Genomic DNA, 25,476 nt, shown 5'->3' with positions numbered 1-25,476 from the left:
CTGGAGTGTATCGCGGCAACTGCGCGACATCGCAAAGCAGAGCTTCACAGCAGAAGGCGGAGCGAAGATAATCGCCGCAATAAAAGGAGCAAGCGGGGATTCTGATAAGACCGACCAGAAGGCTCGAGGTATGCCAAGGTATAAATGAGGAACTGCCTAACCATGGATAGATGTCCGATAATGTACATTATGTCATTTAAACTAGGGGTGGCATTCCCCCCTTTTAGTTCCTGACTCCATACATTGATACCTGGACCCCGCCTCTATTGTTCGCTCCTGACAACACGCGCCCGAATGAAGCTTTCCAAATATGACATTCCTTCACGAAGATTGGTCTCTCGTCATTACTCTTGCCGCGGGCGACTTCTTTCTCGGCTTGGTCTCTCGTAGCCCATGCGGCCTTAAGCTCTGGATCGAATTCTGCGCTCGACGGATCCGATCCCTGCGCGTGTCCACCTCTAAATACGATGTAAACCACTTCCGGATGGTGTTCTTCATCCAGTGGACCGTTCCACCCACGCAGGCATGTCTCTTCAGTCCAACAGGTCACCCCTGAGCGGTCTACGCATTGCCCCATGGCTTCTTCTTGGGCGCGCGTCAGCGCAACCCCTGCAAAGGACTCATCAAGTGAATCGTCTTTCCGCGCAAATAATACGAAGATCCGCGCGGTGCTTTTCTTTTGCTTCTTCGTATCCATGCCCCACATCTTCTCACCCGGCTATCGGTTAGTTTTCAACTAAAATGCACACTAGCGCATATAAAGGCCAAGCAGGTCTCTATCAGGGGCGATTCCAAGTCGGCGAACGGACCTGATCACTACTGGGTGCGTAAAATCGGCATTATGACGATTCAGCATGTAGTAGATAAGCCTTCCCGCGCAGCCCTCTTTCTAGTTCTCGAAATCAAGGACGGCTGCGAGCAAGCCACCCGCGACATGCTGACGGGGTTCGCCGGACTCTTCAAGTCCGTGAACTTCCGCTATAACGAAGGCGAGCTTTATACCGTAGTTGGCATTGGCGCCTCCATGTGGCCGCGTTTGACCAGCGCACCCCTTCCTAATCGGCTAAAGGAATTCGAGGCAATTGACGCAGCGCACAAGGCCCCAGCAACGCCAGGCGATATTCTGTTCCACTTCCGCGCTAATAGCTACGATCTCTGCCACGAAATGGCCCGGCAGGTTTTAGACCAACTGGGTGATGCTGCAACGGTCATCGATGAGACCCACGGGTTTAAATACCTTGACCAGCGCGACCTGCTTGGCTTTGTAGACGGCACCGCCAATCCCCTCGCCGAGGAAGCTTTGGATACCGTGCTGCTTGACGACGCCGCCGATTACCCCCGTGGCTCCTATGTCACCGTACAAAAATACATCCACGACCTCGACAAGTGGAACGAGCTGAGCACCGAAGAGCAAGAAAAGGTCATTGGTCGCACCAAGGCTGACGATATCGAGCTCGACGATGATATCAAGCCTTCCAATTCTCACGTTGCTCTCAACGACCTTGAGGAAGATATCTACCGCGAGAATATGGTCTTTGGTTCTTTTGCTGCTGGTGAGATGGGTACTTACTTCATCGGCTATGCAAAGGATCCAGAAAACGTCATGGAACGTCTGCGCAATATGTTCATCGGCAAGCCAGAGGGAAATTACGACCGCATTCTAGACTTCTCCACCGCTCTTACTGGCACCAACTTCTTTGTGCCCAGCGCGGACCTGATGAAAAACTTCGACGAGCTACCGCCCGCCTAGCGGCGTCCCCCACGGTTGCGGTGGACCAATCCAAATTGCACCGCATCAATCATTCCGAGCGTCATTAAGGCCTCGCGGAGGGCAAATTGGAAGTTCCACAGGCGGCGGAATACTGGGTCGAACCCAGCCGCCGCGGCCTCCCGCAGGTGCCCATCAAAAAAGGATCGTTGCTGACGCAAAGATTCTAGGTAGTGCGTCCCCACGTGTGTTTCCGATACGATGCGCAGGTTCGAGTTCTTATCGACGAGCTGGTGCAGCTCCGCAGTAAGCGGATAGTCCAGTGCAGGCCACACATATGCCCGCAAGGCCTGAATCGAGGCCTTTCCGGCGTCGGTCATTGCTTCGGTCGCCACAAGGGACTGAATTCCTGCCCGGCCATTAGGGGTTAAGAACCGGTCGACTGCGCGAATATACTCTTTGCGCTCCTGTGGGCTAAGCTGTTCTATCTTTTCCACGGTGACGATTGCGTCATAGTGTCCGCGCCATTGCTTGGGATTTGGGACAACCCCGGGAATGCGTTCCACATGGATGGAATCATCTGCCCCCTCGAGCACGAGCGCCTCACGCATGTGACTTATCTGCTCTACATCGCTGGTCAATACGTCTACCGTTGCGCGCCGCTTGGTTGCGCGCATGGCAGGCTGCATTCCAGCGGCTGGGTACACCAATAGGTGGGTTCCGGCGCCGGTGCGAGTGACGTCGAGAAGCCAATCAGCGGCGCGACGCTGGGCATCGCCCAAATCATCTCTGTCCACACTCGTGGGCTCGCTTAGCGTCGTGACATCCACGAAGTGGCTTTTCGGTTCCTTGCGGCCGGCCTTGGGGCTATAGCTTTCTACTGTCTCCCTAATGGTCGTCGGCACACCGCTAGAAAAGATGCCACCCACATGGCTTAAACCATCACCGGAATAGAGCCGGACCAAATCCATCGGCAACTCCCCTGGCTCCGAATTGCCGGTGTCTAGCATCTTGGCCTTGGGAAGATATCCCACCCCCAGCAACCGCCCAAGCACTTTTACCAGCTGGGAGGACGAGCTGACGGACCACTCTCCTGCCATAAAGCTTTCTGCGAACCCCAGCCATCCACTGGCGGCGATTCGTTCAAACAAGGCATCGTGTCCGACCTTGAGATCTGGTCCGCCCTCTACTTCCAAGTCGAGTTCCAATCCGGCGTCATCGCAAGCCTTGGCAAATTCAGCCTCTGCACGGCGAGCCTTTAAACCAGGCCAACGAGGTGAAGGGACTGTAGCCACATTGGGCCAGGAATCTGCATCGATGGAGCTCAAATGCTCGGGGCGGATAAAACTCATAATGCCAGGTGCGCTCCTTGGTGGGCGGAGGAAGTCACTATCGGCAATTACCTTAGTCAGCTTGGCACGCACCTCGGCTTAGGCGCTCCGCACAGGCGCAATGGTTCCTGCCGCGAAAATAATAACGATGCACGGAAGTTTATCAGTCAATGAGTATGCACGTTCTGTTAGAAGTGTTTACACTGAATGGGTGCAAAACATTAGCTTTCTTGAGGAAGGTCGCAATAAATCCATGACTGATACCGCTTATCGTCCCAATGGTGGCCGTCACCACGTTGTCGTGGTTGGCGCTGGCTTCGGTGGTCTCAACACCGTCCAGAAGCTAAAGAACGCCGATGTAGAAATCACTCTCATCGATAAGAAGAACCACCACCTGTTCCAGCCGATGCTGTACCAGGTAGCAACAGGCATGATTTCCGCCGGTGAGGTGGCCCCGTCCACCCGCCAGCTGCTGCGCGATCAGGATAATGTTCACTTCGTCAACGCCGAGGTTACCGATATCAACCTGGCTGACCAGACCGTCACTGCCGAGCAGGATGAGTTCTCCCGCACTTACGCATATGATTCCCTGGTGGTTGCAGCGGGCTCCGGTCAGTCCTATTTTGGCAACGACCATTTTGCAGAGTTCGCCCCAGGCATGAAGACCTTGGACGATGCCCTCGAGCTGCGCTCTCGCATCATCTCAGCGTTTGAGAAGGCTGAGCTTACCGATGACCCAGCGGAGCGCGAGCGCCTGCTTACCTTCATCATCGTTGGTGCTGGGCCAACCGGCGTCGAGCTGACCGGCCAGATTGCCGAACTAGCAAACCGCACCCTCAACGATGTCTATTCCAACTACGGGACCACCTCCGCCAAGATCTACTTGCTTGACGGCGCCCCACAGGTACTGCCGCCATTTGGCAAGCGCTTGGGCCGCAAGGCACAGCGCACCTTGGAAAAGGAAGGCGTACAGGTGCACCTCAACGCCATGGTGACCGATGTGACTGCGGATACCGTCACTTATAAGGACATGAAAACCGAGGAAGAGACCACCCTGACGGGCGCTACCAAGATCTGGTCCGCCGGTGTGGCCGCTTCCCCACTGGGCAAGATGGTGGCCGAGCAGGCTGGCGTCGAGGCAGACCGCGCTGGTCGTGTCTCCGTGAATGAGGACCTGACCGTGGGCGAGCACAATAACGTCTACATGGTCGGTGACATGATCTCCCTCAACCGCCTGCCTGGCCTCGCACAGGTTGCTATCCAGGGTGGCGCGCACGTCGCTAAGCTCATTCAGGCAAAGGTGGACGAGGAGTCTACCGCCAATGAGAAGGAAGCCTTTGATTACTTTGACAAGGGCTCCATGGCAATCGTCAAGCGCTTCAACGCCGTCGTCAAGCTGGGCAAGACCGAGTTCGGTGGCTTCGCTGGCTGGGTAGCTTGGCTGGGCCTGCACCTGACTTATGTGATTGGCCTGCGCAGCCGCCTGGCAGTGCTGGTGAACTGGGCAACCAATATTCTTTCCCGTGACCGCGGCAACCTAGAAATCACCACTCAGCAGCGCATCGCGCGCAACATCATTAACAAGAACGAGAAGTAATTACTCCTCGATCGCATCGCCGCTCTCCTGCCTCAATGCAGGGCAAGGGCGGCGATTTTCTATTTTCCTGTCGTTACTCATTGATAGCGATAGCACCACCCCAACTGGGCACTGGAGCGCCGATTTTCGCACATAGTTTCCGTGACCTTTGTTAGGCTGAGAAACGCAACATGGGGTGCCGCACACAGTGCGGCTGAGAAATACCCATCGAACCTGCACTCAGTTAGAACTAGCGAAGGGATAGTTGTGGGATATAGTTTTCTCCGCGCGCACGATGCCGTGCGCGAGTCCACACCACTTATTCAATGTTTGACCAATAAGGTCGTTTCCAACGTCACCGCCAACGCCCTCTTGGCCGTTGGCGCCAGCCCGGCGATGGTTGATACTCCGGAGGAATCCCGCGAGTTTGCACAGGTAGCCGGCGGTGTTCTCATCAACTGTGGCACGCCTAGCTCCGAACAATACGGCGGCATGCGCGAGGCCATCGCGGGTGCGAATGCCGCACAGACCCCCTGGGTACTCGATCCGGTAGGTGCCGGCGGTCTCTCCAACCGCACCAAGTTCATGCACGACGTGCTGCCCCTTGGCCCAGGGGCAATCCGCGGCAATGCTTCAGAAATCATTGCGCTCGCAGGTACCGGACAGGGCGGCCGCGGTGTCGAATCTACTGATGAAGTGGAAGCCGCGTTAGATTCCGCACTAGCGCTTTCCCGGGACACTGGCGCTGTAGTAGCCATTTCCGGCCCACGCGATCTTATCGTCCACGCCGGTGAAACCACGCGCGCTGCCTATCTGCACTCCGGTCATCCGATGCTCCAAAACGTCATTGGTACTGGTTGTTCACTCGGTGCTATCTGCGCAGCATATTTGGCGGCGTGGGAGGATCCTTTCGAAGCAATCATCGCGGCCCACGCACACGTGGGAGCCGCAGGCAGCGTGGCAGCTGAAAAGCACCACGCGCCAGGCTCCTTTGCCGTTGCTTGGCTGGACGCGCTCTACGATGTCCCGACGGCGGACATCGAGGGACTAATCAAGCTCACAGACGTCGAAGGGGTTTAAATGGCAATCGACTGGTCGCTTTACCTTGTCACAGATCCAGATCTGGCAGGCGGGCGAGAAAACGTGGTTCGCATCGTGAAGGAAGCTGTACGCGGTGGGGTTAGCGTCGTCCAGCTGCGGGATAAGGAAGCTAGTGATGAGCAGATTGAACACACCGCCCGCGAGCTGCTGGCCGTGCTCGGCAATGTTCCGCTTTTTATCAATGACCGCGTGGAGGTAGCAGCAAAACTCGGCTGCCATCTACACATTGGTCAAAATGACATGGCCTTTCGTGAAGCCCGAGGGATGCTGTCCGATGAGCAACTTATCGGCTTGTCCATTGGCAACCACGCCGAACTTGCTGCCATTTCGGATGACGCCCGCCCGGATGTCATCGGTATCGGCCCTGTGTATTCTACGAACACGAAGAAGAACGCCCCGGCGGGGATGGGGCCAGATGCAGCAGCAGCCCTCGCCCGCGCCGCACGGGAACGCGGCATTGATTCCGTCGCCATCGGCGGCATTAAAGACCATAACGCGCACGAGCTGGCGGGAAGCGACTTTGCCGGCATTTGCGTAGTCAGCGACATCATGGCGGCCAAGGATCCTGCAGCAGCAGCCGCCCGATTAAAGGAGGCTTTCCATGGCTAAGGGCAACTATCCCCGCGTACTGTCCATCGCGGGTACAGACCCCACGGGCGGAGCGGGCATCCAGGCTGACCTAAAGTCCATTGCCGCTGCGGGCGGATATGGCATGAATGTGGTAACAGCCTTGGTAGCCCAAAACACCCAGGGTGTCCGCAGCGTACATGTCCCGCCAGTAGAATTTCTGCAAGAGCAGCTAGACGCAGTCATTGACGATGTGGAGATAGACGCGGTAAAGATTGGCATGCTTGCAGACGCCGCCATTACCGCCAAGGTCGCAGATTTCCTACGTCGCCTGCCGGAGGATGTTCCCGTGGTCTTGGATCCGGTCATGGTGGCTACCAGCGGGGATAGGCTGCTGGAGCAGGAAGCCGAACAGGCCGTGCGAGATCTGTGTTCCCGGGTGGATATCATCACCCCAAACTTGAAAGAATTGGCTGTTCTCACCAACACCGAGGAGGCAGGCGACCTCGAGCAGGCCATCGCCACCGCTAAACAATGGGCGAAGGAAGCTTCTACTGCAGTTGTGGTCAAGGGCGGTCACCTCGATTCCGATATCGCAGACAATGCGGTAGTGAATCCGGATGGGTCCGTTCACCGCGTCTCCTCGAGCCGGGTGGACACGAAGAATACGCACGGCACAGGTTGCTCCCTCTCCTCTGCTCTGGCTACCCGGCTTGGAGCCGGCGATAGCCACACCGCAGCGCTTACGTGGTCCACCCACTGGCTGCACGAAGCCATTGTGCACGCGGATGCGCTCCAGGTGGGCAAAGGGCACGGTCCCGTGGACCACCTGCACCGCTCGCAGCGCCTCATGCGGGCGGCCTCTACCCTGCCGCAGCCCTACCTGTCCGGCAGCTTGAAGGAACCAGAAAACGTCGAGCAGCCCCGCGTTCCTGCGGCCGGACCACACACGCAACGTCTGTGGAACCTGGCGGGAAATCACTGGGAGGCTATCAAGGCTCTGCCGTTTATTCGGGCATTGGGAACGGGCGCTTTGGATAAAGAAGCCTTTGGGTTCTATCTTGACCAAGATGCCCAGTACCTCAACGCCTATTCCAAGGCCTTGGCGCGCCTAGCCAGCCTAGCCCCTGCAGCGGCACAGCAACTGCACTGGGCCGAAGGAGCGCATGATTGCTTGGCGGTTGAGGCCGAGCTGCACCGCGGCTGGCTCCAAGAGGGCATCACTACCGCAGCTTCTAGGGTTACTAGCGCCTATACGGACTTCCTTATCCGTTCAACTCATACGGATGACTACGTGGTAGGCGCTGCGGCAGTATTGCCCTGCTACTGGCTTTATGCAGAGGTAGGCCTACACCTCGCAGATTTCGATTCCCCAGAACATCCCTATCACTCCTGGCTTTCCATGTACGGCGGTGAAGACTTCCTCAACGGAGTCCGCGCCAGCCTCGACATTGTCGAGCAGGCTCTCAGCGGGGCGGATGAGCGCACTCGTACACGGGCCGAGCGCGCCTACATCACAGCGAGCCACCATGAGGTAGATTTCTTCGACCAAGCCGATAGGCGCTTTTAGGCCAGAAGGTCCGACCCCGGACGCGAAAGGACGGCGACGAGGAAGGTGGAATGCTCCGAGAATAGCTTCATGTCCCACGAGGAGAAGGTGAAGTCGACTCGGTAGCCCACCTTCTGCGCCATATCAAGAAAGTCGGAGAACTCCCAGCCCCGGCCCTCGCCGAAGCCGGTGACCAGGCGACCACCTGGTTTGAGAGAATTAAAGATATTGCGCAAAGCGGGCTCGCGGCCTTCTTTTGCTAGAAAGCCCATCACATTGCCGGCAGACACGGCGATATCAAAGGGGCCTTCCGGCACCTCTTCCTCGCACAGGTCTCCAACGAACCAGTGGCCGTCCGGAAAGTCGTGCTCTGCGTGCTCAATAAGAATGGGATCTACGTCGACTCCCACGACGCTGTGGCCGCGGCGAAGCAATTCGCCACCGACTCGGCCAGTGCCACAGCCGGCGTCGAGGATGGTGGAGTTGCGCTCGACCATGGCATCAATAAGCCGGGCCTCGCCATTGATGTCCTTGCCTTGTGCGGCAAGCAGCTTCCATTTGCGGGCAAAATTATGGGAATGCTCGGGATTAGCTTCGGTTACTTCTTTCCACGTGGGCATAGATTCGATTATATTACCCGCCTTCGGTGTAAGATTTACCCGCTGCATAAAATCGCCGTCGAATTTTTGCGAACTTGTCCGCACTACCGCGCAAAGGAGGCTGAAACGATGCCATCCGTACCTTCACCCTTTAGGGGCCGCAAGAAACCCGAGCCTCTAAGTAAGCCCACCTCCCTGCCGGTACCGCCGGAACGCGCGATTGAACACTGCCGCGTTTTTGTTGATGGCGAGTCGCTTCCCGGTGAATACTCCACCAGCTCTGCTTTGGAAGCTATCGAAGAATATGGCCGTGGTTTTATCTGGGTGGGCCTGCACGAGCCCTATGAGTCTCAGATGACCAAGGTAGCCTCACAGTTTGGCATCCACGAACTCATCGTGGAAGACGCAGTTATGGCTCACCAGCGTCCCAAACTCGAACGCTACGATGACCAGCTCTTCGTCGTCGCCCGCTCCGTGAACTATCGCGACCATGATGAAGTAACGGATAAGCGCCAGATCATTTCTACCGGTGAGATCCAGATGATCATGGGTTCCAACTTCATCATTACCGTGCGCCACGGGGCAAAGCTTCCCAACTTGGCCTACACGGTGGAAGATGAGCAGGATCTGGTGGAGCTTGGCCCAGTGGCTATGGCCTGGAAGATCCTGGATATGATGGTGGACCGTTACTCGGAGATCTCTCGTCTCATCAGCATTGAGGTCGATGAGCTGGAAGAAGAAATCTTTACCCCTAACCTCAAGTTTGATGTGGACCGCATTTACATGTTCAAGCGTGAGGTGCTGGAGATGAAGCATGCCATCGACCCACTTTCGGTGGCACTGAAATCCATGGTTTCTGACCACAAGGATCTGATTTCTAAGCAATTGCGCTCGTATCTGCGCGACGTCAACGACCACGAGCTCGTAGTCAAAGACCAGGTCTCCAGCTTCGATGAGCGCCTTACCTCGCTTATCGATGCCTCGGTGGCCAAGGTAACCATGCAGCAAAACTCAGATATGCGCACCATTTCTGCGGTCGTTGGCATGTGGGCTGCGCCCACCCTGGTGGCCGGTATCTACGGTATGAACTTCGACATCATGCCGGAACTGCATTGGGCTTTGGGCTACCCCATGGCGATTATCATTATGATTTTGGTCGTTGTGGGCCTGTGGGCTTGGTTCCGAAAGAACCACTGGCTCTAAAAACTGCGGTACGCTCGTATACTATGAGCGATATCACTGTCTATGGTGCCACCGGGCTTGTCGGGCAATTGGTGGCGCGCTACCTTGCCTCGATTAACGCGCCCTCTGTGACTCTGGCCGGCCGGAACCGACCGGTGCTAGCCGCGCTGCGCGATGAACTCAATCAGCACTGGGACATCGCCATCGCCGCCGCCGATGATGCCGACGCTGTGGAGCACATGGTGGAACATACCAAGGTACTAATCACCGTGATCGGACCCTACAGCCTTTATGGGGATAACGTCGTTGCCGCCTGCGCGCGCCATGGCGTAGACTATGTTGACCTGTGCGGTGAGGTTCCCTTTATTCGCCGCAGCATCGATTCCCACCATGCCGTGGCCGAATCTACAGGTGCGCGCATCGTTCATTCCTGCGGCTTCGATTCCGTCCCCTCGGATATTGGCATGCTCAATCTCTACCAGGCGGCAGGAAAGCCGTTTGCACGGGTGCAGATGGTCGTCGACAAGCTCAAAGGCGGAATCTCACCGGGCACCATAGAGTCTTCCCTGCAGGTCTCGCATGCCGCGCACGCGGATAAAGATGTGGCCCGCAACCTGCACAATCCTTACTCACTAGACCCGGATCCCAAGGCCGGGCCACGCTTAGACGGCCTTCAAAATGACTTCGAAATCAAAGAAGTCGACGGCGTGGGCTGGGTGGGTCCATTTTTCATGTCCATGTTTAATACCCGCGTGGTGCGCCGCTCCAACGCTCTGCTTGGGCGGGCGTGGGGCAAGCGCTTGTTTTATAAGGAAGCGTGGTTTGCAGGGACTGGGCTAGCCGGTCGTGCACGGGCCTATGGACTGGCACTCGCCACCAAGCTGCTTTTTGATGGCACCCAATCACGCTTGCGCCCCGTGGTGGAAAAGGTCCTGCCCACGCCTGGGCTTGAGGGCGCACATTTCCACATCGGCCACCACGGTGTGACTGAGGACGGCGAGCGCTGGCTTGCAACCGTCTCAGCGCTGGGGGACCCCGGCTACGAGGTTACCGCCATGATGCTGAGCCAGGCTGCACTCTGCCTACTCGAATCGCGCACCGACTCTGACCGCACAGGAGGCGTGCTTACCCCGGCCACCGGACTAGCTGAGCCGTATTTGGAACGGCTATCCTCCCACGGGATGTCCTTTACTGCCAAGCGGGTGAGCTAACGCAAAATCATGGTGCGCAAAGTGGTGCGGGCAATGAGCTCCCCGCCCTGGCGCATCTCAACGCTCCACAGGTGGGTGCGCCCGCCAAGCTGCACTGGTGTAGCCACAGCCTCCAGTTCCCCCTGTCCCGTAGAGCGGATAAAGTCGCTGGAATTATTCACTCCTACTGCGGGGGCGTCGGCAGCCACCACGCTCGCGATGGAGGCCACGGTTTCTGCAATGGAACAGTACAGCCCGCCATTGGCCACTCCCCAGGGCTGATGATGCTCGGGCTTAACCTGCAGTTTCGCACGCGCTTCGCGCGGGCCTATATGGGTAAATTGCAGCCCTATCAATTCCGCAAGGCCGCCATTGAGGGCATTAAGTGACGCCAATTCTTCTGCAGTGAGTACCCGCGTATGAGCGAGGTGAAGCAAGTCATTGAGTTTCTGCGTATCCGACATAGTCCACCAGCCTAGCCATTGATGCCAGCACCGCATCTCAGTGACGTAGGATAGGCAGCATGACTGATAAGAATGAACTTGCTCAAATTGGCGTCGTGGGATTGGCGGTCATGGGATCTAATTTGGCCCGTAACTTTGCCCGCAACGGCAATACCGTAGCGGTCTACAACCGCAGCCCTGAAAAGACCCATGCGCTCATTGAGGCTCACGGTGAGGAAGGCAATTTCGTGCCTTCGGAGACCATCGAGGACTTCGTGGCTTCTTTGGAGCGCCCACGCAAGGCAATCATCATGGTTAAGGCTGGCAAGGCCACCGATGCGGTCATCGATCAGCTGGCTGAGGCCATGGATGAGGGCGATGTCATTATTGATGGCGGTAACGCGCTGTTCACGGACACCATTCGCCGCGAGAAGGACGTAGCCGCCCGCGGCAAGCACTTTGTGGGTGCTGGCATCTCTGGCGGCGAGGAGGGTGCGCTCAATGGCCCGGCTATCATGCCTGGTGGCCCGAAGGAATCCTGGGAGACTCTTGGCCCGATTCTTGAGTCCATCGCCGCTAATGTTGATGGCACTCCATGCGTTACCCACATTGGTCCAGATGGCGCCGGCCACTTTGTAAAGATGGTCCACAATGGTATCGAATACGCCGATATGCAGGTCATCGGCGAGGCTTATCAGCTACTGCGTTACGGTGCAGGCATGGCGCCGGCCGAGATCGCAGAGGTATTCCGCGAATGGAACTCCGGCGACCTTGACTCCTATCTCATTGAAATTACCGCCGAGGTTTTGGCCCAAAAGGATCCGGAGACTGGTGCCCCGCTTGTCGACGTCATCGTAGACGCCGCCGGCCAAAAGGGCACCGGCCGCTGGACTGCCATCAATGGCTTGGAGCTCGGTGTTCCCATTACCGGCATCGCCGAATCGGTCTTCGCCCGCGCGCTTTCCTCCTCCACCGCGCAGCGCAGCGCTGCCCAAGAAGGCCAGCTGCCTGCCGGCACTATCAAGGAGCTGGACGTGGACAAAGCCGCGTTTATTGAAGACGTGCGCCGCGCCCTTTATGCGGCCAAGCTCATTGCTTACTCCCAAGGCTTCGATGAGATCAAGGCTGGATCCGAGGAATTCGGATGGGATGTGGACCCTCGCGACCTAGCTACTATCTGGCGTGGCGGCTGCATCATCCGGGCCAAGTTCTTGGATCGCATCCGCGCAGCCTACGACAATAATGCAGACCTTCCTGCCCTCATCCTCGATCCTTACTTCAAGGGTGAGCTGGAAGACCTCATCGATCCGTGGCGCCGAGTAGTCGTCGCTGCCACTCAGCTGGGCCTACCGGCCCCAGTCTTTGCCTCTTCCCTCTCCTATTATGACAGCCTGCGCGCCGAGCGCCTTCCCGCCGCCCTGATTCAAGGCCAGCGCGATTTCTTTGGCGCACACACCTTCAAGCGCACCGATAAGCCAGGTGCCTTCCACATCGAGTGGTCTGGCGACCGCAGCTTGACCCAAATCGACTAGATTCGTATTTCTTTGATGGGGCCCTTCGGGGCCCTTTCCCATATTTAGCAGGCGCTTCCACACGAATGCGGCGATCCGCCTTACTGCCGATAGTATGGGTAAACAATGACTACCTTTGCCGATCTCGGCTTACCCCAGCGCCTAGTGCACGTATTGCGTGACCAAGGCATCACCGAACCATTTCCCATCCAAAGCGCCGCGATTCCCGACGTCCTCGCGGGCAAAGATGTACTCGGCCGCGGCCCTACCGGTTCCGGAAAAACCTTTACCTTCGGTTTACCCATGCTCGCGCGCCTTGCCGGAACGGGTGCTTCCAAGCCCGCTCATCCCCGTGCGCTCATTCTTGCGCCAACCCGGGAGTTGGCCACCCAGATTTACCAGCGTCTTGATGAACCTGCGGCAACGCTTGGCTTGAGAGTTCTCGCCGTGGTGGGTGGGGTAAATATCAATCACCATATCCGCTCGCTGGCACGCCCCGTCGATGTTCTCGTCGCCACCCCTGGCCGCGCCCAAGATCTCATAAACCAGGGAAAGCTGTATTTGGATGCGGTCCGCATCACCACCCTTGATGAGGCCGATCAAATGGCCGATATGGGCTTTCTACCCCAGGTACGCAAACTCCTGCGGTTGACCCCAGCAACAGGTCAGCGATTGCTGTTTTCGGCGACCCTCGACGGGGACGTCAATAAGCTGGTGGAGCAATTCCTCCACGATCCTATTGTCCACTCCACTGCTCCGGTTCAAGCTGCGGTGGACTCCATGTCCCATCATCTCTTTTTCGTCGGTGACCGTCCGGCGCGGAATGAAGTAGCCTTGCGAATTGCTGCTCGCCAGGGCAAAACCATCATGTTCATGCGTACGAAGCACGGGGTGGATAGGCAAGTCAAAAAGCTGCGCCGTGCTGGCATCAATGCTTATCCGCTACATGGAGATAAGGGGCAAGGCGCGCGCACCCGCGCCATCGAGGGCTTTAGCGATGGCAGCGTCCCCGTGCTGGTTGCCACAGATATTGCCGCCCGCGGTATCGATGTTGCGGATGTTTCCCTCGTCGTTCATATCGATCCACCCGCAGAACACAAGGCATATCTCCATCGCGCTGGGCGCACGGCACGTGGCGGCGCGGCGGGGACCGTCGTTACTTTGGTCATGGATGAACAACGCAAGGAAGTATCAGCGCTTATTAACAAAGCAGGGGTCACGGCTACTGAGCACGATATTTCTAGCCGCGATATTCCTGCAGGTGCACCTGTACTCAAGGAGGTAACGGGTGCTCGCAAACCGAATGGTCCCGCCCTTCCCCCGCCTGGGCAGGCCACGCCCCAGAACCAAGCGAAGCCCGCAAAGAAGAAATCCCCATCTCAACGCCGCCGCCCAGGTAGTAGAAACACCCGTCGCCGCGGCCGCTAAGACAAGGAGGAATGCCCTCGTGCACACTTTGAGCCCGGATGATTGGCAAGCTCAGCTGCAACAACACGAAAAGCAAGCCACCGACCGCTTAGAGCGTTTCCGCCACCCTGGCAGCTATCACCCTGTCTTCGATTTTCTCTTTGAGTACTACCCCGTCCGGCCTTCCCACTTGAAGCGTTGGCACCCGGGTGTAGGAATAGCGCTAGAAGGCACTCCCCCACACGCCGAATGGCGCGACTACCACGCCACCCCAGACGGCGTAACCGTCGATGTGGCTGGCTTTCTACAACGCCGCGGTAGCTCGGTTCGTTATATCTCGAATCTTCTTCGCCACTCTGCAAGCAACCCCGCCCACTTTGACTGCTTTGGCCTGCACGAATGGGCGATGGTTTACCACACAGACACCCCGCGCCATTCGCTTCCTTTGCGCCTAGGTGCAGAAGGCACAAACCGCGTTGTGGATGAACACTCAATTAAGTGCTCCCACTACGATGCCTTCCGTTTCTTCACCCCACCAGCTCGTCCGCTTAACCTCACCGTGCTGCACCGCGAAGACCAGCCCGCAAATGACCAAGCGGGCTGCGTACACGTCACGATGGATCTTTATAAATGGGCGTGGAAGCTAGGCCCTTTGGTTCCCGGCAAGCTATTCCTTGACTGCCTAGATTTGGCGATTGAAGCACGCATCCTAGACATGGAGGCCTCTCCTTATGACTGCCGTGATTGGGGTCTCGGGGTAGTGCCCATCGAAACCCCTGAAGGCAAAGCCGAATATGTCTCTCGGCAGCGTTCCCTGGCGCAGAAGGCCGAACCGCTGCGAGCCAGGCTTGTCGCTGTGATAGATCAGGCACTCGCCCCGCTACAATAAGCCACTAACAACGGCAGTTTGCTTGGGAGGAACACACCACATGGCACGGCATTCAAATGGGAAAAATACCTTCGCAGTAGCGGGATGGGTTATTGCAGTGGCTGTCATCGCGCTTCTGGCCATCATCGCCTTGGTGACCTTCCTCGTGCGAGGTATGGACAACGCCGATGAGAACGATGCCGCTGCTCCCGCAGCTGTTGAAAGCAGCAGCGAGGCTACAACGGAGATGACCACGAAAACGACCTCCAGTGTCCCCACTTCCGCCGCGCCTACCAGTTCTTCCTCTCCACGGAGCTCCGCCCCAGCTCCTAGTTCCGCAGCACAACCCAAACCCGATCTAACGATGGCTGCAAATACCCTACTTCTTTTGGATACTTCCTCCTCAATGGCTCCCATCTACGGTCCTGTCTCCCAGGCCTTGGGCACCACCGCGTCTGACCTAGCTGCTGACGGCGGGGCTGTGTCCTTGTGGAATTATTCTTCACCCATCTCTGAGACGGCAACGGTTGGCTACCGCCAGAACTTGGGTTTTGGGGATGGCAATGCCGTATCCGGCACCCTCGGCGGCTTTGGTACCGGCGGTGTTCCACAAACGCGCAGCGCTGTTGTAGCGGCTGTAGCTAACGCTGCCGACCAAGCTGCAGGTAGCGGCGACAAGGCGCGGGTGCTCGTGGTGACTACAGGTACCGAGCAAGACATGGATGATGCTCAATTTACGGCTGCACTTAAGGACGCTGCTTCGAAGGACGTTTCCCTCAGTGTCGTGCACGTAGGTGAAGGCAACGTGGATGCAGCTCTAAAGTCCGCAGCCGATAGTTTCACCACCGTTGACTCAGCGGAGGAAGCCAAGCTTACTGGCGCTATAACTAAGGCCGCAGGCGTTTAATATCCAACCGCCCTTTCCCTCGGCACCAAACGATTATGTTGGGTGCCTTTATTTCTATCTCCATAGAGGTACCGACAGCTAGGCACAGGTGGCACTTCAATAATCGAGCCCGTGTTAAAAGCCGGATTGAAGCGCCTTGGGCTAGGGCCCAGCGACGCGAAGAGATACAAGGTTCCGAGGGGCGCTTAACGTAGGCTGCTCGTTGTTTGGAGATCAAAAATCCACCCTATTTCCCCGTGAGCCGGGAAATAGGGTGGATTCTTATGTTCAAAGCCTAGGAGCTCTTGCGCTTGCGACGGGCAGCAAGCTCGTCGAGCCCGACGACGTTGTCCTCGGCGAAGTCTTCGATGCGTTCCGAAGGGAAAGAAGAAATGGTACCGGACAGTTCCTTCAAGATACCAGGAACTGCAATGCCAAAGACGCCCTGGCCACCGGCAAGCAAGTCAATTACCTCATCGTTAGAACGGCACTCATACACGGTGGTGCCATCTGATACGAGGGTGAGCTCTGCCAAATCATTGACACCACGATCCCGCAGGGACTCAACGGCCAAACGGATATTTTGCAGGGAAATGCCGGTATCTAGCAGGCGCTTAACAATCTTGAGTACCAATACATCCTTGAAGGAATACAGGCGCTGGGAACCAGAACCACGTGCCGTTCGAATGGACGGATTCACCAAGTTGGTGCGTGCCCAATAGTCCAGCTGGCGATAAGTAATGCCGGCAACCTGGCAGGCAATAGGCACGCGGTAGCCCACTTCCTCATCAGGTCCGACATCAAAAAGTGATTCCTGTACGTAGGTGGATTCGGACTGGGAGTCCTCGATAATGCTCACGTAATTACTCCAATGGGGTTTGTTGGAAGTTCTAAAGATCAATTAAAAGCCAAGCGCATGCACCCGTCAAGCGCTGCCTGCTCAACTTTCAAGTACAACTTTAGACTTCTAGAACCACATTGTCACCATTAGTCACACGCGTGTCATTAACTTTTTTCTTCATCATCCCCCGAAAGGAAATCCTTTTCTTCCATTCCCAAAGATCTCATCATGGCCTCGAAATCCGCATCTGCCTGCGCATTCCCTGATGCCGATGTGGAAGACTCCGCGTTTTCGCTGCCAGTTTCCGAATCATCTTGAGAAGGGGTAGAAATCTCCAAGTCGAAATATTCTTTCAGATCCGCATCACTGGCATAAACGGATACCTGCGCGAGGAGCTCCGCCTCGGCAGAAATGGGGACATTGAAAAATTCGGATACAGCTAGCGCATCGCTAACCCGAGCATCATAAGCCTCGCCGTTCGCAGCCTTAATGTCTACCATGAACGTTCCCTGGTGGTAGTTGGCAACGTCTATGGATTCCACCCCGCCTGTTGCCTCAAGGATCTCGCAGATCAGATCGTGCGAGTTGGGCCGGTTTGGCTGGTGCCCATCTAAAGCGGCGGCCAATTGCATGCCCTCAATGGGAGAAATCCACACGGGGATCAAGCGATTTTCCTCTGGCCAGCGCAACAATGCGCAGACATCATCTTCAGGACCGACTTGGTGGATTCCGTGGAACTCTAGGGTTACATCACTCATGACTACCACTCTCCCACAAAGATGGAATTGGTGGTGTATTAAGCCTGGTATTCGTCACGTAGGTCTGATTTCACCAGGGTCGCATGCAAAGACACCACGAGCGCGGTCATCTGCTGGGAGATTTCTTCCGCCTTCTGGTGTGCAGTATCAGAGTTTGAGTGTGCCACTGGAGCTGCGGCCTGGGAAATCAGGTCAGCCTGCCGGCGCGCGTTATTGCGCAGGGACTTAAGCTCACGGGCACCGAAACCAAAAGCCTTGAGGGCCACGGCGGCTGAGACAATAGCCACGTCATCGGTATTGAAAAACCCAGCAGCATCTGGGCGAATGAGGCCGTACTTCACTAAGGATGCGACGTCATCTTCACTGGACCCCGCCTGCGTGGCTACCTCTACATCAGTCAAACGCGTGACGACAGGGGCCTTAAACTGCTGCGGGGACAGGAGGGTTTCGGCATGGCCCGCAGAAACAATGGCGGTGACCTGACCGGAATCCATGGCCTCTAGCTGCTCACGGATAACCTTTAGCGGCGTATAGTTATCGCGCTGAGTGGTGAGAATATAACGCAGCCGGTCCACGTCTTCTTGGGTGAAGCGGCGGTAGCCCGAGGCCGTGCGCTGCGGGCTAATAAGCCCCTCTGATTCAAGGAAGCGAATCTTGGACACCGTGACGTCTGGGAATTGCTGATTCAGCGTCTCCAAAACCACGCCAATGGACATAGTCTTAGCCTTTTTAGCTTTGGGGCTGGTACGGCGTACTGCTGCTGCCGAAGAATCTGCTGCGCTCACTGTGTCTATCTCTTAGGGGTCCTGAAAAAAGTTCTTATCGTGCCATACGTAGACTACACCGCCCTTCCTCGAACGGAAGCGCGGCTGGTCTACGAAAGAATTAGCTCTGGTTAGCGATGAAAACCAAACGGAACTTGCCAATCTGGATTTCATCTCCCACCTCGAGCACCTGGGAGTTGCGTGGCTCGCGGTTCACGTAGGTTCCGTTGAGGGATCCCACGTCAACTACCTCAAACTTGTCATCATCATTCTTGCGGAATTCCGCGTGACGGCGGGATACCGTAACGTCATCGAGGAAGATGTCCGCCTCGGGATGGCGGCCAGCGGTGGTAGTCGCCTGGTCCAACAAGAAGCGGGCACCCGCATTCGGGCCGCGCTTGACCACCAAGAGTGCCTGGCCCTCTGCCAGGTTATCGGTACCGGCAACGGCAGTCTCGTTGCCATTCGCGCCGTTTTCCATCTCCTTGAGCAGGTCTGCGCGGAATACAGATGTGGTCTCTACCTGTGGTTCCGGGGTTCCGGTGTTCTCGCTCATTGTTACCTCCGGGGATTAGTTACGAGTTACTTATGACAATACTAGCGACTTATTTGGGTCCGCGACCCTTTGGTGGAGATTTATTTCACCGGAAAATGTTTCCGATACCGCTCAGCACGGAATTTCCCTTGCCCGCAAGGGGGTTATCGGAAACCATGTAGGTCCACGTAGCACTCGGGCGGGCTAGGCCGGCGTCATCAAGGTGCGCCCCGGCGGCGTCGATAAGCACTGTGTGGAAGGTTTCCACCGACTTTTCGACGGCCCGCTGGGCCAAGTCCTTAAACTCCCTTACCGCAATGCGGTGGTATTCATCGATCGGCGTCTCGCGGGCGATAGCGCGCAAGTGAATGGACTCACGGACATCGTCCATGAGCTCCAGATGGTCGGCCCATGCAAGGTCCAAGTGATAAAGCATGATTTCGCGTGCGGCCTTAACGCGAGCTTCCTCGGGAACCTCCGCAAGCTCTGCTGCGCGCTCTGGGGCGCGTTGGGAAAGCTCCTGCCAGGCTTGATCGGTATCCAAAAGCTTGGCTCGGCGCTCATCAATGATGATGCTTTGATCAGCTAAGAGCTGATTGTACTTCCATGTCTGGGCATGGATCTCGAGCAATTGCCCTTCGGTCACGCGCTGGCAGTGCGCTACAAAGTCACTGACCCGTTTGGACTCGATACGTCCGTCCTCGGCCGGTTGGGCGCGGACAGTTTCGCCGTCGCCGCCTTGCTGAACCACGTCATCCTCCAAGGAGACAAAGAAGAGGGAAAGCCCCGGATCTCCTTGCCGGCCCGCACGCCCGCGCAGCTGGTTGTCCAAGCGGGCGGTGCGGTGCCGCGAGGTACCGATGACCGCTAGGCCGCCAAGCTCCGCTACTGCGTCATGGTCGGCCTCACTAGCGCCGCCCAACTTGATATCAGTACCACGACCGGCCATCTGGGTAGAAACGGTAACGCGCCCGATATCTCCGGCCTCGGCGACTATCCGCGCCTCTTGCTCATCATTTTTGGCGTTGAGGACATTGACCTCAATGCCCCGCTTGCCCAGTGCATCTGCCAAATCCTCCGATTCGGCGACATCCTGCGTGCCCACCAGGATGGGTTGCCCCGTAGCGTGGATGGCGGCGATTTCTTCCACGATAGCGGCAGATTTATCCTCGACCGTCGCAAAGATACGGTCTTGTTCGTCAAACCGCTGCAGAGGCTTATTACGGTCAATAACAGAGACGTGCAGACCGTAGAACTGGCGCAGCTGATCGGTTGCCTCCACCGCGGTGCCCGTCATCCCGCACACCAGTGGGTAGCGCCGTATAAGTTCTTGCAAGGTGATGGTATCGAGAATGCGCCCACCTTCAGAGACTTCCAGGCCTTCCTTGGCCTCTACCGCCGCTTGCAGGCCATCGGGCCAGCGCTGCAGGTCGGCAACGCGGCCCCGCGAGGCATCGATAAGCTGCAGCTTGCCGTCAACCACAATGTAGTGAATGTCTCGGATAAGCAGCGCTTTGGCATGCAGGGCAAGGTTAACCTTCACCAAAATGGTGCCGATATTCTCCTCGGAATAGAGCGAATCAATGCCCAATTCTTGCTCCACACGGCGCGCACCATCTTCGGTCAATTGAACGGTGCGGCCGTCCTCAGAGATGATGTAGTCCAGCTTTTCGCGCAGGTGGGAAACCACATTGGTGATATGTCCGGTGGGTGCTTCGCCCGGTCGGTTTCCGGCAAGTACCAGCGGCACAAGGGCCTCATCTACCAAGACGGAGTCGGCTTCGTCCACCAAGGCAACATCCCCGGCGGCCTGCACGGTGTGGGAACGGTCAGTGATCTGGTTATCGCGCAGCAGGTCGAAGCCTAGCTCGTTCACGGGCGCATAGATAATATCCTGTGCGTAGGCAACGCGGCGCTCGTCCGGAGTCATGCCCTCTGTTACCGAGGCAACGCTCAGGCCAAAGAACTCCACTACGGGGCGCATCCATTCGGCGTCGCGAGCAGCAAGATAGTTATTGACGGTAACTACATGGACGCGCTTTCCGGTCAGCGCAAAGCCGGTGGCAGCCATGGCACCCACCAGTGTCTTGCCTTCACCGGTGGCCATCTGGATGACGTCTCCGGTGAGTAGGCGCAGGACCGCTTGTGATTGCACGTTAAAGGGGTTCATGCCCAGGGTGCGTTCGCAGGCCACTGCCAGGGCCGCGAGGAACTGCGCCTTGTCCACTATCTCACCGGACTGAACGGCATCGCGCGCGGCCTGGGCCACAGCTGCGTCATCGTGCTGGCTCAATGTCCGGGCAGCTTCGTCTGCCGAACCCACGATGGCCTTGGATTTCTTATTATTACGCTCGCTTTGCGAGCCCATTGCCTTCCAGAACCAATCAAACGCGCCCATGACTCATCCTCCTTAAATGGATTGCTCCTATCGACTGTAGTCAACCTCGTATGGATTGCGGGAAAGAGGCCCGTTATTCTAGTTCTCATGCAATCCGTCAATGTAAAGCTGCCTTCGAGCCGGGGTACTGAGATGGCTGGAACCATCGACTTCCCGGATTCTCCCCCGATCGCCTACGCCATCTTTGCCCATTGCTTCGCCGGCTCCCGCCATACCCCTGGTGCCGCCCGCACCGCGAAGCAGCTCACCGAGTTCGGCATCGCCACGCTGCGCTTTGATTTTCCCGGCCTGGGCCAGTCCGCCGGTGAATTCGGCGATACTACCTTTAGCCAAAACGTCGATGACATCCACGCCGCAGCCGCGTGGCTGACGGAACACTATTCTGCACCCCAATTGCTGATGGGCCACTCGCTGGGCGGAGCCGCCGCTTTGAAGGCAGCTAAGACCATGAAGTCCCTCAAAGCGGTAGCTACCCTCGGCGCCCCGTTTGATCCAGCCCACTCCGTGCTTCACTACGCGGATAAGATTGGCGAGGTCGACGCCAATGGTGAAGTAGAAGTCGTCCTCGGCGGCCGCGGGCTCATCATCTCCCGCAAGTTCTTGGAGGACTTGGCAGATACCAACCCCGAGGAATATCTGCCTAAGCTACGCAAGCCCTTGATGGTGTTGCACTCTCCCATCGACCAAACCGTGGGTATCGATAATGCGCAGAATATCTTCCTCCTCACGCGCTACCCCAAGTCCTTGGTCTCCCTCGACAAGGCCGACCACCTGCTCACCAAGCAAGGTACGGCCGCTCGTGCAGCGGATCTCATCGGGGCGTGGGCCGAGCAGTTTATCGTTCCCGATTACACGCCGGAAGAAGTAGGTACCGACGCCGCTGTTGCGCAGCCGGCTACCGGCACCAAATTCGGCGTGGTCGTGCGCCACAATGACCATAGCCTTAGCGCCGACCGCACTAAAAAGAACGGCGGCAAGGGCAAGGGTTTTACCGCCGAGGGCCTTCTTATGTCTGCCCTCGCTGCGGCGTCGACCCAAGCTATCAAGGAGGCTGGCAAAAAGCTCGCGCTTGACGACGTCCATGTGAGCATCATCCAAACCGGCCCTGCCAGCTTCGAGCGCCGTATCGAACTCGCCGGTAACCTCTCAGCGGAAGAGGTATCAATTTTGCACTCTGCCGCGAAGGATACTGATGTCGAGCGCATGCTAGGCAACGTCACCATCGTGGACGCACACTAATGCCTGCTTATGACTCCTCGCGCCGCTGTCCTTGTGGCACCGGCCTTTCCTACGGCGAGTGCTGCGGCAAGTACCATGCCGGTAGCAATGCGCCCACCGCAGAAGCGCTCATGCGCTCCCGGTTTAGCGCTTTTGTTACCGGCGACGAGGAGTACTTGCTGCGCACGTGGGACCCTGTCACTCGACCTGAGGCCCTCGACTTGGCAGACTCCCCCATTAGGTTCTACCGCCTCGATATCCTAGATACCCAAGGCGGCGGCCTTATGGATAGTTCCGGCGTAGTGGAATTTGAGGCGTTTTATAAGGGAGCAGCTGTCGGTTCGCAGCGCGAACGTTCCTCGTTCCGCCGCTTCGACGGTACGTGGGTGTATTCCACCGGCGAGCTTTAACGCAGGTTACACCCCAAATTTCACAGTAGAATCCTACTGATGTAATCTAGATGAGTCGCACAGTGCGACGGCGGGCTATGGCGCAGTTTGGTAGCGCACTACACTGGGGGTGTAGGGGTCGCAGGTTCAAATCCTGTTAGCCCGACAAATAGCGGCCAGCACCTACACGGTGCTGGCTTTTCTTATACTGCAAGCAAAATCGAGATTCCCAGCGCAATGAGCACCACGGGAAAGAGCACACTCTCCCACTTCTCCAGCGCTTCGGCTATTCCAGGCCGAGTTGCCACAAACCGCGCCGCCCAAACCAGTGGAGCTACAAGCGCGAGAAAGACGGCACAATAAACTGCTACTTCGGCCGGCGTAGAGGTAGTAAAAACGGGCACGTATACGCCGATATTGTCCCCTCCATTGGCAAAAGTGACTCCGGCGACCGCCAGCGTGCTCAGCTTTTTGCCGGAAATATCCTCATCGTCATCCTCACCTCGGAATGCCTGCCACGCCGCCCACAGGCCCAGCAACAACGGGATGAGGCCAAAGTAGCGAATGAGATCGGTCGGTATAACGGCGTTGAAGCCCAATCCGACAACGGAAGAGGCCACCAGTATGCCAAGGAAACCGAGATACTGGCCCATCAGTATCGCGGCAGTTGTTCCCTTGCGCCCAGCACCGCGGGCGAAAAAGAGGGATAGCACTATAATGTCATCGATATTGGTGGCCACAAATAGCCCAGCGGCCGCTGCGAGAGTAGTAAGCACTCACCCAGCCTATCGCGCCATGACACTTGTCATGAAAATTTCATGACAGATCCTATTCACCATTCTTGCTGGCCCCGAATACCTTTTAGGTATGAGCACGACAGACCTTAGGGCTAAACACACGCCAGCCATAAAAGTATCCGGAGTCAGTAAAACTTTCGCCACGAGGAGCTCAGAGCCGGTCCGTGCGCTGAGCGAGGTTTCATTTAGCATCTCCCAAGGCGAGATCGTAGGGCTCCTAGGCACCAATGGTGCAGGTAAAACCACCCTCTTTGACCTCATCCTAGGGCTCACCACCCCCACCGCAGGCAACATTGCCGTGCTTGGCCGCACCCCACGGGCCGCCGTCCAAGGCTCAGAAATCGGTGCCGTATTGCAAACCGGCGGCCTCCTACCCGAACTGACAATCCTAGACACCCTGCAGATGATGTCCGCCACCTTTCCGCATCCCCTGCCAGTCGGGGATATAGCCGAACAAGCCGACCTCACACGGATCCTTCACCGAAAGGTGGGCAAATGTTCTGGCGGCGAGCAACAGCGTGTACGCTTCGCCCTCGCACTTTTAGGCAATCCCCGCGTTCTCTTGCTCGATGAGCCTACTGCAGGAATGGATGCTAATGCTCGCCACGAGTTCTGGACCACCATGCGCCGCCAGGCAGAGTTGGGACGAACTATTGTCTTTGCCACCCACTATCTGGAGGAGGCGGACAATTTTGCGCAAAGGATTATTCTCCTTCATGAAGGCAAACTACGTGCGGATGCAAGCGCCCAGGATTTTCGCGAGCATTCGGCCCAGCGCATTGTCGAGGCGAGGTTCGCAGGGCCAGTCCCCTCTACAGACGAGCTACCGATTTCTGCCGAGATTTACCAATCCGGCGACTACGCCCGCATGGTAACCAGTGACTCTGATGCGCTTGCAAGATACCTCCTTAACCACACCTCGGCGCGCGACATCACAATTCGGAACCGCTCCTTAGAGGACGCATTTTTAGCGATGACTGCGCCCCAACCTTAACCAGCCACTTCTAGTAAACCTTTGCACAAGGAATCTCCCATGACGATAAAACCTGCAACCACCACTGCACGAACCCTGCGGTTTGCTGCCCATAACCTGCTGCGCCTGCGTCGAAACTTCACCCCGATATTTTTCAGCACCATTTTGCCGGTGTTTTTCTATCTCCTCTTCGGCGCCATGATGGACTTTGGCGATACCCCCTTTAAAGGAGGTAATTATGCTGCCTTAGAAATGATCAGCATGGCACTCTACGGCGGCGTCGCTGGTTCCGTTGCAGCCGCTGGCTCCGCCGTCACCGATGCCAAGACTGGGTGGGCACGCCAACTAGCGCTTACTCCATTACGCTCACGCCAGCTGCTATGGGCAAACCTCATATCCATCGGCTTTCAAGCCCTGCTACCCATTACGGCAGTATATTTGACTGGCGCCGCTACACATGCGGAAATGCAGCCACACCAGTGGATCTTAAGCTTCATTTCCTGCCTCCTAGTTTCCATTCCCTTGGGCTTCTATGGCTTGGTGTGGGCAATGGCGTTGCCCACCGACAACTCCGTCGCAATCGCCTCGACGTCTGTCGTTCTTTTTCTTTTCGCGGCGAATGTGTTCACACCGCTGACCAAGCCGCTAATGGAGTGGGGCCGCTTCACTCCCCTTTTCGGTCCAGCTGTACTAGCCCAGTGGCCTCTGGCAGAAGGAAGCCAGTTTCTCAACGGGGATGAAGGCACGATTACGCACCCGTTGTGGATGGCGTGGCTAAACTTCACGGTATGGACGACAATCTTCCTGACCGCGTGTCTCCTGCTACGCTCCCGCGACAAAGCTCGGCGCTGATGTCATCTCTCCGAGAGCCATTCCGCGGTTTCA

At 57.1% G+C, this 25,476-nt stretch carries 25 protein-coding genes and 1 tRNA gene; 16 read left to right on the top strand and 10 right to left on the bottom strand.

What is annotated here, in order from left to right; all coding sequences use genetic code 11:
* Positions 1-223: 223 nt before the first annotated feature.
* Positions 224-697 carry a hypothetical protein gene (locus tag WMQ00_RS03180; protein WP_200287501.1) on the bottom strand — a complete coding sequence of 158 codons (474 nt, stop codon included), beginning with the start codon at positions 695-697 and terminating at the stop codon, positions 224-226.
* Between the two features lie 144 nt (positions 698-841).
* Between WMQ00_RS03180 and WMQ00_RS03175 the strand changes: the two genes are divergently transcribed.
* Entirely contained in the window at positions 842-1,750 is a 909-nt protein-coding gene (locus WMQ00_RS03175) for a Dyp-type peroxidase (RefSeq protein WP_200287502.1), read from the top strand.
* Here WMQ00_RS03175 and WMQ00_RS03170 read toward each other — a convergent pair.
* Positions 1,747-3,060 (bottom strand): SAM-dependent methyltransferase, encoded by a 1,314-nt coding sequence (locus WMQ00_RS03170; RefSeq protein ID WP_200287504.1) that lies wholly within the window; start codon positions 3,058-3,060, stop codon positions 1,747-1,749. The two genes, WMQ00_RS03175 and WMQ00_RS03170, sit on opposite strands and share 4 nt — an antisense overlap.
* A 232-nt stretch (positions 3,061-3,292) precedes the next feature.
* On the opposite strand from WMQ00_RS03170, the gene WMQ00_RS03165 reads away from it, so the two are divergent.
* From WMQ00_RS03165 to WMQ00_RS03150, 4 genes are all read left to right on the top strand, one after another.
* Positions 3,293-4,636: an NAD(P)/FAD-dependent oxidoreductase gene (locus tag WMQ00_RS03165; protein ID WP_023021572.1), complete on the top strand. Its 1,344-nt coding sequence runs from the start codon at positions 3,293-3,295 to the stop codon at positions 4,634-4,636.
* A gap of 246 nt (positions 4,637-4,882) precedes the next feature.
* The gene (thiM, locus tag WMQ00_RS03160) at positions 4,883-5,695 is read left to right on the top strand and encodes a hydroxyethylthiazole kinase (RefSeq protein ID WP_248098253.1); all 813 of its coding nucleotides are present in this window, start codon (positions 4,883-4,885) and stop codon (positions 5,693-5,695) included.
* Positions 5,696-6,325 (top strand): thiamine phosphate synthase, encoded by a 630-nt coding sequence (thiE, locus tag WMQ00_RS03155; RefSeq protein WP_023021574.1) that lies wholly within the window; start codon positions 5,696-5,698, stop codon positions 6,323-6,325.
* Positions 6,318-7,853, top strand: coding sequence for a bifunctional hydroxymethylpyrimidine kinase/phosphomethylpyrimidine kinase (locus WMQ00_RS03150; protein ID WP_316330927.1), 1,536 nt, complete (start codon positions 6,318-6,320; stop codon positions 7,851-7,853). The genes thiE and WMQ00_RS03150 overlap by 8 nt, the downstream gene beginning before the upstream one ends.
* Here WMQ00_RS03150 and WMQ00_RS03145 read toward each other — a convergent pair.
* Positions 7,850-8,452 (bottom strand): class I SAM-dependent methyltransferase, encoded by a 603-nt coding sequence (locus WMQ00_RS03145; RefSeq protein ID WP_034655351.1) that lies wholly within the window; start codon positions 8,450-8,452, stop codon positions 7,850-7,852. The two genes, WMQ00_RS03150 and WMQ00_RS03145, sit on opposite strands and share 4 nt — an antisense overlap.
* 108 nt (positions 8,453-8,560) lie before the next feature.
* Here WMQ00_RS03145 and WMQ00_RS03140 point away from each other — a divergent pair, with 108 nt between their 5' ends.
* Positions 8,561-9,634: a magnesium and cobalt transport protein CorA gene (locus tag WMQ00_RS03140; protein WP_023021577.1), complete on the top strand. Its 1,074-nt coding sequence runs from the start codon at positions 8,561-8,563 to the stop codon at positions 9,632-9,634.
* 23 nt (positions 9,635-9,657) lie between these two features.
* Positions 9,658-10,824, top strand: a complete 1,167-nt coding sequence (locus tag WMQ00_RS03135) for a saccharopine dehydrogenase family protein (RefSeq protein ID WP_340440661.1) — start codon at positions 9,658-9,660, stop codon at positions 10,822-10,824.
* Here the strand turns inward: WMQ00_RS03135 and WMQ00_RS03130 are convergent.
* The gene (locus WMQ00_RS03130; protein ID WP_023021579.1) at positions 10,821-11,267 is read right to left on the bottom strand and encodes a PaaI family thioesterase; all 447 of its coding nucleotides are present in this window, start codon (positions 11,265-11,267) and stop codon (positions 10,821-10,823) included. The genes WMQ00_RS03135 and WMQ00_RS03130 overlap by 4 nt on opposite strands.
* A 59-nt stretch (positions 11,268-11,326) precedes the next feature.
* On the opposite strand from WMQ00_RS03130, the gene gndA reads away from it, so the two are divergent.
* The 4 genes from gndA (at position 11,327) to WMQ00_RS03110 (ending at position 15,939) form a co-directional block, all read left to right on the top strand.
* Entirely contained in the window at positions 11,327-12,778 is a 1,452-nt protein-coding gene (gene gndA, locus WMQ00_RS03125; protein ID WP_023021580.1) for an NADP-dependent phosphogluconate dehydrogenase, read from the top strand.
* Positions 12,779-12,883: 105 nt separating this feature from the next.
* A complete protein-coding gene (locus tag WMQ00_RS03120; protein ID WP_316330929.1) occupies positions 12,884-14,185 on the top strand; it encodes a DEAD/DEAH box helicase in 1,302 nt (433 codons plus the stop codon).
* A gap of 19 nt (positions 14,186-14,204) precedes the next feature.
* Positions 14,205-15,053 (top strand): hypothetical protein, encoded by an 849-nt coding sequence (locus tag WMQ00_RS03115; RefSeq protein ID WP_023021582.1) that lies wholly within the window; start codon positions 14,205-14,207, stop codon positions 15,051-15,053.
* 40 nt (positions 15,054-15,093) lie between these two features.
* The gene (locus tag WMQ00_RS03110) at positions 15,094-15,939 is read left to right on the top strand and encodes a hypothetical protein (RefSeq protein WP_200287516.1); all 846 of its coding nucleotides are present in this window, start codon (positions 15,094-15,096) and stop codon (positions 15,937-15,939) included.
* Positions 15,940-16,213: 274 nt separating this feature from the next.
* Here the strand turns inward: WMQ00_RS03110 and WMQ00_RS03105 are convergent, their stop codons facing one another.
* From WMQ00_RS03105 to secA2, 5 genes are all read right to left on the bottom strand, one after another.
* The gene (locus WMQ00_RS03105; protein ID WP_023021584.1) at positions 16,214-16,777 is read right to left on the bottom strand and encodes a MerR family transcriptional regulator; all 564 of its coding nucleotides are present in this window, start codon (positions 16,775-16,777) and stop codon (positions 16,214-16,216) included.
* A gap of 146 nt (positions 16,778-16,923) precedes the next feature.
* Positions 16,924-17,517, bottom strand: a complete 594-nt coding sequence (locus WMQ00_RS03100; RefSeq protein ID WP_239208335.1) for a bifunctional nuclease family protein — start codon at positions 17,515-17,517, stop codon at positions 16,924-16,926.
* 38 nt (positions 17,518-17,555) lie between these two features.
* Positions 17,556-18,302, bottom strand: coding sequence for a transcriptional regulator FtsR (gene ftsR / locus WMQ00_RS03095; RefSeq protein WP_034655346.1), 747 nt, complete (start codon positions 18,300-18,302; stop codon positions 17,556-17,558).
* 100 nt (positions 18,303-18,402) lie between these two features.
* Positions 18,403-18,837, bottom strand: coding sequence for an oxoglutarate dehydrogenase inhibitor Odhl (gene odhI, locus WMQ00_RS03090; protein ID WP_023021587.1), 435 nt, complete (start codon positions 18,835-18,837; stop codon positions 18,403-18,405).
* A gap of 85 nt (positions 18,838-18,922) precedes the next feature.
* A complete protein-coding gene (gene secA2 / locus WMQ00_RS03085) occupies positions 18,923-21,214 on the bottom strand; it encodes an accessory Sec system translocase SecA2 (RefSeq protein WP_340440660.1) in 2,292 nt (763 codons plus the stop codon).
* 87 nt (positions 21,215-21,301) lie between these two features.
* Between secA2 and WMQ00_RS03080 the strand changes: the two genes are divergently transcribed.
* The 3 genes from WMQ00_RS03080 to WMQ00_RS03070 all read left to right on the top strand — a co-directional run bounded on the left by WMQ00_RS03080 (position 21,302) and on the right by WMQ00_RS03070 (position 22,987).
* Positions 21,302-22,453: a bifunctional alpha/beta hydrolase/OsmC family protein gene (locus WMQ00_RS03080; RefSeq protein WP_200287522.1), complete on the top strand. Its 1,152-nt coding sequence runs from the start codon at positions 21,302-21,304 to the stop codon at positions 22,451-22,453.
* Complete coding sequence (locus WMQ00_RS03075) at positions 22,453-22,842, top strand: YchJ family protein (RefSeq protein ID WP_023021590.1); 390 nt, start codon at positions 22,453-22,455, stop codon at positions 22,840-22,842. Before WMQ00_RS03080 ends, WMQ00_RS03075 begins: the two co-directional genes overlap by 1 nt.
* A 71-nt stretch (positions 22,843-22,913) precedes the next feature.
* Positions 22,914-22,987, top strand: a tRNA-Pro gene (locus WMQ00_RS03070).
* 37 nt (positions 22,988-23,024) lie between these two features.
* Here WMQ00_RS03070 and WMQ00_RS03065 read toward each other — a convergent pair.
* Complete coding sequence (locus WMQ00_RS03065) at positions 23,025-23,597, bottom strand: cadmium resistance transporter (RefSeq protein ID WP_200287524.1); 573 nt, start codon at positions 23,595-23,597, stop codon at positions 23,025-23,027.
* A gap of 91 nt (positions 23,598-23,688) precedes the next feature.
* Here WMQ00_RS03065 and WMQ00_RS03060 point away from each other — a divergent pair, with 91 nt between their 5' ends.
* Both WMQ00_RS03060 and WMQ00_RS03055 read left to right on the top strand, forming a co-directional pair.
* Positions 23,689-24,612, top strand: a complete 924-nt coding sequence (locus WMQ00_RS03060) for an ABC transporter ATP-binding protein (RefSeq protein ID WP_200287526.1) — start codon at positions 23,689-23,691, stop codon at positions 24,610-24,612.
* 39 nt (positions 24,613-24,651) lie between these two features.
* Positions 24,652-25,443: an ABC transporter permease gene (locus tag WMQ00_RS03055; protein WP_200287528.1), complete on the top strand. Its 792-nt coding sequence runs from the start codon at positions 24,652-24,654 to the stop codon at positions 25,441-25,443.
* Positions 25,444-25,476 lie beyond the last annotated feature (33 nt).

This window comes from Corynebacterium sp. KPL2825, from assembly GCF_037908445.1.
Classification (GTDB): domain Bacteria; phylum Actinomycetota; class Actinomycetes; order Mycobacteriales; family Mycobacteriaceae; genus Corynebacterium; species Corynebacterium kefirresidentii.
Note: the sequence above shows the minus strand (reverse complement) of the source record. Positions and strands in the feature narration are given on the sequence as shown.

Coding starts and splice junctions, on each gene's coding strand:
- WMQ00_RS03180 (WP_200287501.1), bottom strand. CDS start 697: ATGGATACGAAGAAGCAAAAGAAAAGCACCGCGCGGATCTTCGTATTA.
- WMQ00_RS03175 (WP_200287502.1), top strand. CDS start 842: ATGACGATTCAGCATGTAGTAGATAAGCCTTCCCGCGCAGCCCTCTTT.
- WMQ00_RS03170 (WP_200287504.1), bottom strand. CDS start 3,060: ATGAGTTTTATCCGCCCCGAGCATTTGAGCTCCATCGATGCAGATTCC.
- WMQ00_RS03165 (WP_023021572.1), top strand. CDS start 3,293: ATGACTGATACCGCTTATCGTCCCAATGGTGGCCGTCACCACGTTGTC.
- thiE (WP_023021574.1), top strand. CDS start 5,696: ATGGCAATCGACTGGTCGCTTTACCTTGTCACAGATCCAGATCTGGCA.
- WMQ00_RS03150 (WP_316330927.1), top strand. CDS start 6,318: ATGGCTAAGGGCAACTATCCCCGCGTACTGTCCATCGCGGGTACAGAC.
- WMQ00_RS03145 (WP_034655351.1), bottom strand. CDS start 8,452: ATGCCCACGTGGAAAGAAGTAACCGAAGCTAATCCCGAGCATTCCCAT.
- WMQ00_RS03140 (WP_023021577.1), top strand. CDS start 8,561: ATGCCATCCGTACCTTCACCCTTTAGGGGCCGCAAGAAACCCGAGCCT.
- WMQ00_RS03135 (WP_340440661.1), top strand. CDS start 9,658: ATGAGCGATATCACTGTCTATGGTGCCACCGGGCTTGTCGGGCAATTG.
- WMQ00_RS03130 (WP_023021579.1), bottom strand. CDS start 11,267: ATGTCGGATACGCAGAAACTCAATGACTTGCTTCACCTCGCTCATACG.
- gndA (WP_023021580.1), top strand. CDS start 11,327: ATGACTGATAAGAATGAACTTGCTCAAATTGGCGTCGTGGGATTGGCG.
- WMQ00_RS03120 (WP_316330929.1), top strand. CDS start 12,884: ATGACTACCTTTGCCGATCTCGGCTTACCCCAGCGCCTAGTGCACGTA.
- WMQ00_RS03110 (WP_200287516.1), top strand. CDS start 15,094: ATGGCACGGCATTCAAATGGGAAAAATACCTTCGCAGTAGCGGGATGG.
- WMQ00_RS03100 (WP_239208335.1), bottom strand. CDS start 17,517: ATGAGTGATGTAACCCTAGAGTTCCACGGAATCCACCAAGTCGGTCCT.
- odhI (WP_023021587.1), bottom strand. CDS start 18,837: ATGAGCGAGAACACCGGAACCCCGGAACCACAGGTAGAGACCACATCT.
- secA2 (WP_340440660.1), bottom strand. CDS start 21,214: ATGGGCGCGTTTGATTGGTTCTGGAAGGCAATGGGCTCGCAAAGCGAG.
- WMQ00_RS03080 (WP_200287522.1), top strand. CDS start 21,302: ATGCAATCCGTCAATGTAAAGCTGCCTTCGAGCCGGGGTACTGAGATG.
- WMQ00_RS03075 (WP_023021590.1), top strand. CDS start 22,453: ATGCCTGCTTATGACTCCTCGCGCCGCTGTCCTTGTGGCACCGGCCTT.
- WMQ00_RS03060 (WP_200287526.1), top strand. CDS start 23,689: ATGAGCACGACAGACCTTAGGGCTAAACACACGCCAGCCATAAAAGTA.
- WMQ00_RS03055 (WP_200287528.1), top strand. CDS start 24,652: ATGACGATAAAACCTGCAACCACCACTGCACGAACCCTGCGGTTTGCT.